General features: G+C 64.1%; 8 protein-coding genes. 6 read left to right on the top strand and 2 right to left on the bottom strand.

Translation table 11 applies throughout. The features are described from left to right. Nucleotides 1–10 precede the first annotated feature (10 nt). The 4 genes from ABWO90_RS13155 (at nucleotide 11) to ABWO90_RS13140 (ending at nucleotide 5,189) form a co-directional block, all read left to right on the top strand. Nucleotides 11–913: a LysR substrate-binding domain-containing protein gene (locus ABWO90_RS13155; RefSeq protein WP_353191677.1), complete on the top strand. Its 903-nt coding sequence runs from the start codon at nucleotides 11–13 to the stop codon at nucleotides 911–913. 218 nt (nucleotides 914–1,131) lie between these two features. Continuing rightward, nucleotides 1,132–2,418: an MFS transporter gene (locus tag ABWO90_RS13150; RefSeq protein ID WP_353191676.1), complete on the top strand. Its 1,287-nt coding sequence runs from the start codon at nucleotides 1,132–1,134 to the stop codon at nucleotides 2,416–2,418. Between the two features lie 73 nt (nucleotides 2,419–2,491). Next, nucleotides 2,492–3,724 carry a metal-dependent hydrolase family protein gene (locus ABWO90_RS13145; RefSeq protein WP_353191675.1) on the top strand — a complete coding sequence of 411 codons (1,233 nt, stop codon included), beginning with the start codon at nucleotides 2,492–2,494 and terminating at the stop codon, nucleotides 3,722–3,724. 289 nt (nucleotides 3,725–4,013) lie between these two features. Then, nucleotides 4,014–5,189, top strand: coding sequence for a hypothetical protein (locus ABWO90_RS13140; protein WP_353191674.1), 1,176 nt, complete (start codon nucleotides 4,014–4,016; stop codon nucleotides 5,187–5,189). Nucleotides 5,190–5,272: 83 nt separating this feature from the next. Here the strand turns inward: ABWO90_RS13140 and trpS are convergent, their stop codons facing one another. Beyond that, complete coding sequence (gene trpS, locus ABWO90_RS13135; protein ID WP_353191673.1) at nucleotides 5,273–6,301, bottom strand: tryptophan--tRNA ligase; 1,029 nt, start codon at nucleotides 6,299–6,301, stop codon at nucleotides 5,273–5,275. Nucleotides 6,302–6,565: 264 nt separating this feature from the next. After that, nucleotides 6,566–10,171, bottom strand: a complete 3,606-nt coding sequence (locus tag ABWO90_RS13130) for an indolepyruvate ferredoxin oxidoreductase family protein (RefSeq protein ID WP_502922605.1) — start codon at nucleotides 10,169–10,171, stop codon at nucleotides 6,566–6,568. 235 nt (nucleotides 10,172–10,406) lie between these two features. Between ABWO90_RS13130 and ABWO90_RS13125 the strand changes: the two genes are divergently transcribed. After that, on the top strand, nucleotides 10,407–10,868 hold the full coding sequence (locus ABWO90_RS13125) for an Lrp/AsnC family transcriptional regulator (RefSeq protein ID WP_010806630.1): 462 nt from the start codon (nucleotides 10,407–10,409) through the stop codon (nucleotides 10,866–10,868). A 446-nt stretch (nucleotides 10,869–11,314) separates the two neighbouring features. Then, nucleotides 11,315–13,648, top strand: a complete 2,334-nt coding sequence (locus ABWO90_RS13120) for a TonB-dependent hemoglobin/transferrin/lactoferrin family receptor (RefSeq protein WP_353191707.1) — start codon at nucleotides 11,315–11,317, stop codon at nucleotides 13,646–13,648. Nucleotides 13,649–13,679 lie beyond the last annotated feature (31 nt).

The raw sequence follows: 13,679 nt of genomic DNA, 5'->3' as shown, positions 1-13,679 counted from the left end.
CGCTGCCTGCATGCCGATCTCTCCCCTGCCGCCGCTGCATTGTCTGATCGCGTTCGATGCCGCCGTGCGGCACGCGAGCTTCACCCGGGCGGCAGCGGAGCTCAATCTCACGCAAAGTGCCGTCAGCCGTCAGGTCGCGCAGCTCGAGGACTTTCTCGGGCGCGCGCTCTTTACGCGCGAACATCGCACGCTGCGTCTCACGGTCGCCGGGCAACGCTACGCCGAGCAGATCCAGCGTCTGCTCGGTGAATGCGCCGAAGCCACCGCCGATCTGATGAAACGACGCGGCGACCTCGAACTCACGGTCGCCTGCTCGTCCGGCGTGGCCGTGTTGTGGATGACGCCGCAACTGATGCGCTTTCGCGCCGCCCACCCGGACATCAAGATTCGCGTGATCGTCAAAGACGGCATCACGACGCTCGCCGCATCGGAATTCGATCTCGGCGTGTATTACGTGCGCAACGATCTCCCGCCGGATTTCGCCGGACGGCGTCTCTTCGACGAAGAAGTGTTCCCTGTCTGCTCGCCCGCCTATCTCGACGGACGCCAGCTCGCCCCGGCCGATCTCGTGAGCGAGACCCTGCTCTACATCGAGGACGGCCAGCGCAAGTGGATGTCGTGGCCCGACTGGTTCGAATTGCAGGGTGTGGCCGTGACGAAATTCCCGCGCATGGTGAGCGCCAATTACTACCCGCTGCTCGTGCAGATGGCCATCGAAGGCGGCGGTCTGGTCATGGGCTGGCGTCACATGATCGACCCATGCCTGGACGCAGGCCTGCTCGTGCCCGCGTGCGACGCCACCGCGAGCCTGGGCGGCGGCTACTATCTCGTGTGGCCTGCCGAGCGCCACGAGCATGCCGCAGCGCGCATTTTCCGCAACTGGATCTACTCGCAAACCCGTTTCCCATCATAGGGGTTACGGAAGATTCGGAAAGTTGCCATGCGCTGGACGCATGGCAACATGCAGAATTATCGTTTGGCCTGACATTTTGTCTGCACTACTTTGTGGTGCATCCGCGCACGTTCGTCCGCCCCCCGGGCAAGCGTGATCCGACAATAAAGCAGGCGTATTACCGGCATGACGTGATGTAGCGCACGCAACGGACGCCGCCCATCCTCCGGGAGACCCAGATGCAGGCGACCTTAGCCGTGCCTCAAGACAACCTGGCCCGCCAGCGCCGTCACGCCATCGTGGCGACGGTGATCGGTAACGGCCTAGAGTGGTTCGACTTCACTGTCTACAGCTTCTTCGCAGCCATCATCGCGAAGCAGTTCTTCCCCACCGGCGACGAGCTGTCGTCGTTCCTGCTCGCTGTGGCGACGTTCGGTGTGGGCTTCTTCATGCGCCCGGTCGGCGGCATCGTGCTCGGCATCTATTCCGACCGCGTGGGCCGCAAGGCAGCGCTCTCGCTCACCATTCTGCTCATGGCCGCCGGTACGGCGATGATCGGCCTGGCCCCGACGTATGACCAGATCGGCCTGGCCGCACCGCTGATCATCGTGCTCGCACGTCTGCTGCAAGGCTTCTCCGCCGGCGGCGAGATGGGTGGCGCAACGGCGTTCCTGACCGAATATGCGCCGCCCAACCAGCGCGCCTACTACTCGGCATGGATTCAGTCGAGCATCGGCTTCGCGGTGCTGCTGGGGGCCGCGGTGGGCACGTTCGTGACGACCGAGCTCGACAAGGCCTCGCTCGAATCGTGGGGCTGGCGCGTGCCGTTCATCGTCGGCATGCTGATCGGCCCGGTCGGCTTCTACATTCGTAACAAGATCGACGAGACGCCGACGTTCCAGAACGCCGAGAAGTCGGATACGCCGCTGCGCGACGTGTTCGCCCAGTACCCGCGCGAAACGCTGGCCAGCTTCTCCATGGTCGTGCTGTGGACGATCTGCACCTACGTGCTGCTGTTCTACATGCCGACGTATGCCCAGCGCGTGCTGCATCTGCCCGCCTCGTACGGCTTCACCGCCGGCATGGTCGGAGGCGCGATGATTCTGGTGTTCGCACCGGTGGTGGGACGTCTTGCAGATCGCTATGGCCGCCGTCCGTTCCTGTCGGGCTCGGCGCTGTTGATCCTGCTGCTCGCCTGGCCGATGTTCACGTATCTGAACGTGGCACCGGGTCTGTCGTCGCTGCTCACGTTCCAGATCGTGTTCGGCCTGCTGATCGCCTGCTACACCGGTCCGATTCTCGCCGCGTTCGCCGAGCTGTTCCCGGCGAAGGTGCTCTCGACGGGCCTGTCGGTCGCCTACAACTTCGCCGTGACGATCTTCGGCGGCTTCGCGGCGCTGATCATCACGTGGCTGATCGCCCGCACGGGCAGCAACATGGCCCCGGCGATCTACGTGATCGTGGCGGCCACCATCAGCCTGATCGGTACGCGCTTCGTCAAGCCACTGCCGAAGACCACGACCTGAGCCATTCCCCACGAAGGCGCGCCCCGTACCCACACTGCGGCGCGCCTTTTGTATTACATCAAGGAACTCCACCATGTCCGTTACCCTGCTTCGCGGCGGCAATGTGCTCGACGCGGCTGCCGGCCGCCTGCTCGAGCGTCACGACGTCGTCATTGAAGGCGCGCGCATCACGGCGCTCAGCGCCACGCCGCTCGACATTCCCGGCGCCACGGTGATCGACGTCACCGGCAAGACCGTCATGCCCGGCATGATCGATTGCCACGTGCACGTGCTCGCCTCGCATCCGAACCTCGGCACCAACGCCAGCCAGCCGAACGTGCTCACCGTGCTCAAGTCGCTGCCGATCATGCAGAGCATGCTCAACCGAGGCTTCACCACCGTGCGCGACGCGGGCGGTGCCGACTGGGCACTGCAACAGGCCATCGAGCAAGGCGTGATCCCGGGCCCGCGCATCTTCCCGTCGGGCAAGGCGCTCTCGCAGACCGGCGGTCATGGCGACTTCCGTCCGCGCAGCGACACGCTCGAGCCGTGCTCGTGCGCGTTCCGCGCCGGGGCCATCGGACGCGTGGTCGACGGCGTCGATCCGATCCGTCTCGCCGTGCGTGAGGAAATCCAGAAGGGGGCGACGCAGATCAAGCTGATGGCGTCGGGCGGTGTGGCATCGCCGGTCGATCCGATCGCGAACACGCAATATTCGGAAGACGAGATTCGCGCGGCTGTCGCGGAAGCGGAAGCGGCACAAACGTATGTGATGGCCCACGCCTACACGCCGAAAGCCATCGCGCGTGCCGTGCGATGCGGCGTACGCACCATCGAGCACGGCAATCTGTGCGACGCGGAAACGGCGAAGCTCATGGCCGAGAAGGGCGCGTATGTGGTGCCCACGCTCGTGACCTACGACGCGCTGGCCAAGGACGGTGCGTCGCTCGGTCTGCCGCCGGAATCGGTCGCCAAGGTCGAGAGCGTGCAACGCGCCGGACGCGAATCGCTCACGATCTATCGCGACGCGGGCGTGAAGATGGGCTTCGGCTCCGACCTGCTCGGCGACATGCACAAGTACCAGTCCGATGAGCTGACGATCCGTGCCGACGTGCTCGGTGCCGCCGACACGCTGCGCTCGGCCACGGTGATCGGTGCCGAGATTGTGAACCGCGCGGGCGAACTGGGCGTGATCGCCCCGGGCGCGCTGGCCGACGTGCTCGTGGTCGACGGGAATCCGCTCGAATCCATCGACGTGCTGACCGGTCAGGGTGAAGGCATCCAGTGGGTCTTCAAGGACGGCAAGGTCGCGAAGCGACCCGCCTGAGACCCGCTCCGTACTGCCGTCGGCTGCGGGCTGCAACTAGCGGTTCGGTGGTCTGAAAACGCCGCGACGATTTTGACGTCGCGGCGTTTTTTTTCGGCTTGCACGAGTGCCGGTGGCGCGCGCTCGTGTTCGATATTCGATAACCCACTCCCGCAAAACTCGACGGCGAAACCGATAGCGCGTCGCTCCAATCTCCCGAAGAATTTGCAAACGCCGCCGCAAGAAGCGAGCAATCTCCGGAACGAATCTGTCGCGACATCGAGAGCAACATCCCCGCACGGTACTCATCATGACTCAGGGCATTCCGAGACGCGCCAACAGCTATGCGGTAACACCGCTATCACCGACGTCCAGCGTCGAGTCCGTGGTCGGTCCGTCGCGTCGTGAGCTTGAAACGAGCATCGTCGCCAAGCTGGAGAGCGCCAAGAACATTGCATGGGACCTGGACGGCCGTCGCTTCGACGTGCTGCCGGTCGAGCAGATCAATCGCGCGCTCGAGCGCTTCACGGCGACCCTGGAGAAGGTCGACAGGACGGTTTGGGACATGGCCGTCGTCCCGGGGCGTCATAAGAATCCGCTCCACTGGTTCCGCCAGTACACGCGCACCGAACGGGACCTTCCCGGCACTGCGACGTTGTCACGATCGGCGCGCATTCTTCACGACAGTCTCACCCGCGTGGACAGCGCACTGGGCACGCTTCTGGAGGCCACCAGCGCACTCTCCGGTCGCAAGCCATCTGAAGCCGACATCCTCGCGCTCGCCGACCTGCAAAGCACGGTGAGAAGCCACCTCGACGCCATCCGCGAATCGCTCCCGACGTCAAAGAATCGTTTCAACCTTAAGACGCTGATGACCGGACTGTTGGTTGGCGTAGGCGTGGCGCTCGCCATCGGCGGGATCGTCGCGTCTGGCGGCACCCTCGGGATTGTGCTGGCGGTGATCGGCGTGGTGCTGACGATTGCCGGTGCGGTAAATACCACGCTCAACCAACGCTTCTATCAGCGAGATCGCGGCTGGGATACGTTCGAATCGCTCATCAACAAGCTGCACGACCTGACAATCAACCAACTGGACCAACGCATGCACTCAGTCAACAGCTACCACGTACAGGCCAGCCTCGGTCTAATCCAGCGAGATACGACCGAGATCAGAAGCGAACTTGCACAGTTCAGGGCCGAACAGGGGGCGGTGAACTCACTACTGGCTCAAGATACGGCCGGGCTCAGGAGCGAACTTGCGCAGTTCAGGGTCGAACAGGGGGCGGTGAACTCGCAACTGGCCAAACGCACGGACTCGTTCAGCACGAGTCTGGCCGACACAAACTTGTCGACGCGCGGCATCGACACCCGTGTGCTTGGCGTGCAGTCGTCCCTCGACGACCTGAACCGCAATTTCAGCGAGATGACGGCAGCGTTTGCCGAAATGCGACGGGACTTCGCAAACGCGCGGCCCACCGGCCAGTAACGCCACACACACTGCGGACAAAGAAAAAGGGCAGTCCCTCCGGACTGCCCTTCCCTGCTTGAGCGCAACGCGTTTATTTCGCCTTACTTCTTCCAGCCCGGCGTGACGAACACCGAGCGCACATCGTCGAGCGTTTGCGAAACGGTTTCGCGAGCGCGTTCCGTGCCGGCGCGCAGCATGTCCCACACGTAGTCCGGGTTCTTCGCAAATTCCTCGCGGCGCTCGCGCATGGGGCGCAGCATTTCCTGCAGACGCTCCTCGAGACGTGCCTTCACCTTCGAGTCGGCCAGACCACCGCGCACATAGTGATCCTTGAGGGCTTGCAGGCCTTCCTTGTCTTCGTCGAAGGCGTCGAGGTAGGCGAACGCCACGTTGCCTTCCAGATGGCCCGGATCTTCCACCTTCAGGTGCAGCGGGTCCGTGTAGCACTTCTTCACGGCGGCGCGAATCTCGTCGGGCGTCGACGAAATGTTGATCACGTTGCCGAGCGACTTGCTCATCTTGGCCTTGCCGTCGATGCCCGGCAGGCGTCCGATCGGCGGCACCAGCGCCTTCGTCTCGACGAGAATCTCGCGATCGGCCAGACGATTCAGGCGGCGCACGATTTCGTTCGTCTGCTCGATCATGGGCAACTGGTCTTCACCGACCGGCACGAGCGTGGCGCGGAACGCCGTGATGTCTGCGGCCTGGCTCACGGGATACGTGAGGAAGCCCGCCGGGATATCGCGCTCGAAGTTGCGCAGGCCGATTTCCTGCTTGACGGTCGGGTTGCGCTCGAGGCGGGCGACCGTAACGAGGTTCAGGTAATAGAACGTGAGTTCGGTCAGCTCCGGCAGCCATGTCTGCACGCAGATGGTGGTCACGTCCGGGTCGATGCCGACGGCCAGATAGTCGAGTGCGACTTCCGAGACGTTGCGGTGAACCTTGCCGCGATCGTCCGTGTTATCGGTGAGCGCCTGCGCGTCGGCCACGAGCACGAACTGCTTGTACTCGTTCTGATACGCCACGCGGTTCTTCAGACTGCCGACATAGTGACCCAGATGCAGCGGCCCCGTCGGGCGGTCGCCCGTGAGGATCACCTTGCGATCCGCAGGTGCCTTCGAAACACTCATTTTCCTCTCCGTAATCAAGCGCTTATGGTGATTCCTCTGCCCTTCGGTCGGCGAACGGTCTCCCGTTACTGCGCCGCGCCGTGCGTCCGTTTCACCCAGTTTGCGTTAACCATAACCCCCGAATGGTAGCGCGTCGGCAGGATGGCGGTGCGGAAACGCGCGGTCGAACGATGGTCCCGCGCAGATTCGTGCCGTTCGACGCGCCATGAAAAACGGGGGCCGAAGCCCCCGTGTCACGCATTAACGTGCCTTTCGTCGATACGCTTAACGCGACGTCACCACCGGAATACCCTTGAGCGACTTGCCGCTGCTGCGCGCGTGGGCGAGTGCCTGTTCGACGGCATCGCCCGTGGCGGGCGTCACGCCCAGACGGCCGGCAATCGTGGCCTCCACGCGTTTGGCCATCGCCAGGTTCGCCAGCTTCACGTGCCCGTAGCCACGGACCTTCGCCGGCGCCTCGGCCAGCGCAATCGCGTCGGCCATCGTCTCGGATGTCAGCCCCGCCAGCGCACGCTCCATCGTCGTGCGATAGTCCGCGATCAACTGGCGCTCCATACGGCGCTCCAGCGTGTAACCGAAGACGTCGAGCGCACCGCCACGCAGACCGCGCAGCTTCGCCATGCCGCGAAGCACCGGCCACAGCCACGGCCCGATCGTCACCTTCTTCGGCAACGCACCGTCCTTGCCGCGCGCGATCAGCGGCGGCGCCATGTGGAACTCCAGACGGAAATCGCGGCCCGGCTTGCCCTCGAATGTCTCGCCCAATGCGTCGGTAAAGTTGGTCTGCGCATACAGGCGCGCCACTTCGTACTCGTCCTTGTAAGCCATCAGACGCGAAAGCTGCTGTGCCACCGCACGCGTCAGACGTCCCGGCGCACCCGACACACGCGTCTCGGCGTCCGTCACCTGCTTCACGAACGCGGTGAACTGTGCGGCATACGCCGCGCTCTGGTACTGCGTGAGCAAATCCACGCGATGTGCGATGAGCGCATCCAACGTCATGTCGTCGGCGACCGGCGCATGCACCGGGGCATGCGCAGACTTGGCCGTGGTCTCCGTGAGCGCAGCCGGATCGCCCGCAGCCAGGCGGCCAATCGCGAGCGCAAGCTGGTTCATCGGCACAGCAACGTTGTTCAACTCGATGGCGCGTTGCAGCGCATCCAGCGACACCGGCACCAGCCCCAGTTGCCACGCGTAGCCGAGCATGATGATGTTCGAACCCATCGTGTCGCCGAGGAAGCGCTGCGCAAGCGCCTGCGCATCGCACGCGTCGAGCTTGTCGTTACCCGCCGCGTGACGCATCTTCTCGAGCAGCGCGCCAGCATGAAGATTGGCGTCAGGGTTCTGCACGAACGTCGCGTTCGGGATCGCATGCGTGTTGACCACGACGCGAGTGCGATCGCGACGCACGGTTTGTAGTGCATCGGCGCTCGCACCGACCACCATGTCGCAAGCGAGCAGCACATCGGCCTGCTGCGTATCGATACGCACCTGATTGAGCGCCTGCGGCGTGTTCGCGAATCGGACGAACGACAGCACCGCGCCACCCTTTTGCGCAAACCCCATGAAGTCGAGGACCGAAGCGCTCTTGCCTTCGAGGTGCGCCGCCATCGTGATCAGCGCACCGATCGTGACCACACCGGTTCCGCCCACGCCCGTGACCATGATGTCGAACGGTGCGTCGCCGGCCAGCGCGGTGGGCTGCGGCAAGGCGTTCAGACGTCCCTCGAACGCGGCCTGATCGAACGCCGCTGCCAGTGCCTTCTTCAACTGCGCGCCCTTGACCGACACGAAGCTCGGGCAGAAGCCGTTCACGCAGGAGAAATCCTTGTTGCACGACGACTGATCGATGCGACGCTTGCGGCCAAGCGCGGTTTCCACCGGCTCGACCGACAGACAGTTCGACGCCACGCCGCAATCGCCGCAGCCTTCGCACACGGCTTCGTTGATGAACAGGCGACGGTCCGGATTCGGGAATTCGTTTTTCTTGCGACGGCGACGCTTCTCGGCCGCGCACGTCTGATCGTAGATCAGCACGGTCGCGCCCGGGATCTCGCGCAGCTCGCGCTGTACGGCGTCGAGTTCGCTGCGGTGATGGAACGTGGTGCCCTTCGGGAACTGCCCCTCGTGACCGACGTACTTCTCCGGCTCGTCGCTCACCACGACAAGCTTAGCGATACCCTCCGCTTCGACCTGACGCGCAATCTGCGGCACCGAGATCGAGCCGTCGACCGGCTGGCCGCCCGTCATCGCCACGGCGTCGTTGTAGAGAATCTTGTAGGTGATGTTCGCCTTCGACGCCACCGCCTGACGAATCGCCAGCAGCCCCGAGTGGAAGTACGTGCCGTCGCCCAGATTCTGGAAGACGTGCGGACGTTTCGTGAAGTGCGAATGCGCCGCCCAGTCCACGCCCTCGCCACCCATCTGGATCAGGCCCGTGGTGTCGCGGTCCATCCACGACGCCATGAAGTGACAGCCGATCCCCGCCTGCGCGATGGAGCCCTCGGGCACCTTCGTCGACGTGTTGTGCGGACAGCCCGAGCAGAAGTACGGCACCCGACGCACGCCGTCGGCCGCGTTCGAGAGAATCTCATGCGCCACGAGATCGACCACGCGTTCGCGACGGTCGAGTGTCGGGCGGTGCTTCGCGAGCCACTCGGCAAACACCGGCAGCACACGCGACGGACGCAGTTCGCCGAGCGCCGAGAGCAGCGCGCGACCGTCGGCATCCGTCTTGCCGAGCACGACCGGACGAGCGCCCGTCGTGCGGTTGTAGAGGTACTGCTTGATCTGCTGCTCGACGACCGGGCCCTTCTCCTCGATCACGAGGATTTCCTTCAGGCCGCTGACGAAGGCGTCCAGACGCGACATGTCGAGCGGGAACGACAGGCCCACCTTGTAGATGCGCACGCCGGCGGCTTCGAGATCGTCGACAGTGATGTCCAGTCGGCGCAGCGTCTCCATCAGGTCCAGGTGCGCCTTGCCGCACGTCACGATGCCGATGTCGGCATGCGGCGCCGGAGCGATCCACTTGTCGATGCTGTTCACGCGCGAGAACGCACGCACGGCGTCGAGCTTGTCCGCCAGACGCGCTTCGAGCGCCAGGCTCGGCAGATCGGGCCAGCGGTTATGCAGGCCGCCTGCAGGAACCACGTAATCCTGCGGTTCCGCCCAGTCGGTGCGGATCTTGTCGAGATCGACCGTGCCGCGCGACTCGACCGTCTCCGAAATGGCCTTCAGCCCTGCCCATGCGCCCGAAAAGCGCGACAGCGCATAGCCGTACAGACCGAATTCGACAAGCTCGCCAATATCGGCCGGGTTCAGCACCGGCATGCTCCACGACATCATCGTGAAGTCGCTCTGGTGCGGCATCGATGACGACACGCAGCCGTGGTCGTCGCCCGCCACCACAAGCACGCCGCCATGACGCGACGCGCCATAAGCGTTGCCGTGCTTGAGCGCATCGCCCGCGCGATCGACGCCGGGCCCCTTCCCGTACCACATGCCGAACACGCCTTCGACGGTGCGATCCGGGTCGGCTTCCACGCGCTGCGTGCCCATGACCGCCGTGCCACCCAGCTCTTCGTTGATGGCAGGCAGGAACTTGACGTTGGCCGCATCGAGCAGCTTCTTGGCCTTCCACAACTGCTGATCCACGCCGCCAAGCGGCGAGCCGCGATAACCGCTGATGAAGCCCGCAGTGTTCAGGCCGCGTTGGGCGTCGAGCTGGTGCTGCATCAGCAAGATGCGCACGAGGGCCTGCGTGCCCGTCAGGAAGATCTGGCCACGACGCGCCGTGAGCGCATCGGAGAGCTGGTAATCGGGATGGGCCAGGGGGGTGGCCGTCGGCGTCGCCAACGCGGCGCGCATGGGGGCATTCATTGTGTATCTCCTGATCCCCGCAGCGCGCCGGACGGTCGGTGACCGCGGCGTTAGCCTGACTTCGGGGGCTTATGTTCTGTTCGTCTCAGCGCGATGTACGGATAGTGTGGACACGCGCCGGTATGCAAGCAGTGTATGGGGAGGCAGGAGAAAGATTTTTACTATTTCACTCGTTTCGGCGCACAATAAGAAACGTTCATTTCGCAAAAGGCGGATCTGAGAAATGGAATTACTCGATAACTTTGCGCGGCAGATTCTGCGTCTGCTGCAGATCGACTCGCGCCGCTCGGCGCAGGAACTGTCCGAAAACGTCGGCCTGTCGGCCACCCCCTGCTGGCGGCGTATCAAGGACATGGAGCAAAGCGGCGTGATTCAGCGTTATACGGTGCTGCTCGACCGCGAAAAGCTCGGCCTGCACGTCTGTGCACTGGCCCACGTGCAGCTCACGCGTCACACCGAAGGCGGCACGGAGCAGTTCGAGCGCGAGATCCGCACGTGTCCGGAAGTCACCGAGTGCTACAGCACCACGGGCGAAGCCGATTACATCCTCAAGATCGTGGCCCCCGACATCAAGGCCTACGACGCATTTCTGCACGAACACATCTTCCGGCTCCCGGCCGTGGCCAACGTCAAGACGAGCGTGGTGCTGCGCGAAATCAAGTTCGATACCAGCCTGCCGATCTGACGACCCCTCTCGCTTCGCCGCCTTACGGCGTGTTCCCAATTGTTGACATTGCGCGACAACGCCCTTGACGTATCGGGGCTTCTTCGTTAAAAATGCAAATGATTCTCATTTGAGTTTCAACAAAAGCACTTCGTCCCAAGGCCGAACATCTGCGGCCGGGTGGCACGAAATATTTCGCCAGCCGCGCCTGCCAGCGTGTTCACAAGCGTTCATTGCAACGCTGTTCACACGCCGATTGCCACGAGCGCTCGCCAGCCAGAAACGGGGTTTTCTAGCATTGGGAGCCAGCAGTGAAGCAGTCGTCGAGCGGCGGGGGCCGCGCATTTGTCATCACCACGCGCCAGGGATATGGCGCCAACGGTTGCGCCCGCACCGATCGCGATTCCGATCGCGGCGGCGTCACCGAAGCCTCGCAGCGCCGCAAGGCGTTTGCGACCCGCCGGCGTCTGCATCCGCTCGCAGGCGCGGTGTTTGCCGCGTTCTGGTTGCCTGCCGCCTTCGCGCAACAGGCACCTCAGGTAGCGGCTGACGGCCAGACCCCTTCGGTTCAGGCCGCCCAGCCGGTGGCAGCGTCGTCCCAGACGCTCCAGCTCGCGCAGGCATCGCCCAACGCACCGTTGCAGCTCGCCGAAGCCAATCTGCGTGAGGTGAACGTGACAGCGACGCGCACCCCCACCGAAGCGGAACGCACACCGGCTTCCATTTCGGTGATCACCGACCAGGATCTCGAAGAACAGCAGGCGCAGGACATCAAGGAAGCACTGCGCTACGAGCCCGGCGTGACCGTGCGCCGCGCGCCCTATCGTCCCGCGTCGGCTGCCGCCGGTGGCGGGCGCGACGGCAATTCGAGCATCAACATCCGGGGTCTCGAAGGCAATCGCGTGGCGCTGTTCGAAGACGGCATCCGCATGCCCTCCTCCTACGCCTTCGGCCCGCTCGAAGCCGGCCGGGGCGATTACATGAGCATGGACCTGCTGCGCCGCATCGAGATTCTGCGCGGCCCGGCCTCGTCGCTCTACGGCAGCGACGGCCTGACCGGTGTCGTCAACTTCCTCACCAAAGACCCGCAAGACCTGCTCGACGTGTTCGGCAAGTCGACCTATTTCTCGCTGCGTCCGTACTACAACTCGATGGACCGCAGCTTCGGCGCCACCGCGCAGGCCGCCTGGGGCGGCGAGCGCTGGCAGGGCATGGTGATCGTCGACGGCAACAAGGGGCACGAGCTCGACAACAAGGGCACGAACAACTCCGCCTCCACCGCGCGCACGACGGCCAACCCGCAGGACAGCAACGGCAACTCGGTGCTCGGCAAGCTGGTCTTCAAGGCCACGCCGTTCTCGACGTTCAAGCTCACGGGCGAAAACGTGCGTCGCCGCGTCGATACCAACGTGTTGTCCGCGATCAACCCGCCGACCACGCTGGGTCTGACCACGAGCGACCGTCTGGAGCGCAATCGCGTCAGCCTCGATTACGACTTCAAGGACGCGTCGCAGGCGTATGTGCAGAACCTTCACGCGCTGCTCTACTTCCAGGACGCGAAGAACAACCAGTACTCGTACGAGAAACGCACGGCGGGCGATCGCACGCGTGACAACACGTACAAGGAACGCACGGTTGGCGGCTCGCTCCAGGCCGAGAGCAACTTCATGACGGGCCCGCTCGCGCACAAGCTCGTGTACGGCACCGATGCGAGCCTCGCGTACATCACCAGCTATCGCAACGGCACGATCCCGGGCGTGGGCGAGTCGTTCCCGAACAAGGCGTTCCCGGACACCGACTACACCCTGTTCGGCGCCTATCTGCAGGACGAAATCCGCTACGGCGCGCTCACCGTCACGCCGGGTATCCGCTACGACGCGTACTGGCTCTCGCCGAAGCAGAACGATCCGCTGTATGTGTCGCAAACGGCGTCCGGCCAGCTCGTCCAGCCGACCTCGTCGAACGACTCCGCGTTCTCGCCGCGTCTGGCGATCATGTACGAAATCGCACCGTCGCTGATTCCGTACGTGCAGTACGCGCGCGGCTTCCGCACGCCGACGCCCGATCAGGTCAACAACGGCTTCTCGAACCCGGTGTTCGGCTACATGTCGATCGCGAATCCCGACCTGAAGCCGGAAACGAGCGACACGTTCGAACTCGGCCTGCGCGGCCGCCTCGCGACCACGCTGGGCCCGGTCACGTACAGCACGGCCGTCTTCGCGGGCAATTACCGCAACTTCATCTCGCAGCAGAACATCAGCGGCTCCGGTCGTCCGAACGATCCGCTCATCTATCAGTACGTGAACTTCAGCCGCGCCCGCATCCAGGGTTGGGAAGGCCGTGCCACGTGGGCGCTCAAGGGCGGTGTGACACTGCGCACGGCGATGGCCTACACGCACGGCACGACCGAAGACAACGGCGCCGCCAGCCAGCCGCTGAACACCATCAATCCGTTCTCGATGGTCGTGGGGGTGCGTTACGAGCCGAACAACACGTGGTTCGCGCAAGCCGACCTGCTCTTCCAGGCCGCGAAGTCGCAAAGCCAGATCGCGAAGTCCTGTACGTCGGGCACACAGCAGAACCAGAACTGCTGGGCACCGCCGTCGTCGTTCGTGCTCGATGTGTCGGGCGGCTATCACATCAACAAGTACGCCACGGTCTATGCGGGCATCTACAACGTGTTCGACCGCAAGTACTGGAACTGGTCGGACGTTCGCAACATCGCCGAGAACTCGACCGTCAAGGACGCCTACTCGGCACCGGGCCGCAGCGTGGCTGTGAGCCTGAAGCTTCAGTACTGATCGCCGTACCCCGTCAGAACCTGCGCCGGCG

This window comes from Pandoraea pnomenusa (assembly GCF_040391475.1).
Classification (GTDB): Bacteria; Pseudomonadota; Gammaproteobacteria; order Burkholderiales; family Burkholderiaceae; genus Pandoraea; species Pandoraea pnomenusa_C.
Note: the sequence above shows the minus strand (reverse complement) of the source record. Positions and strands in the feature narration are given on the sequence as shown.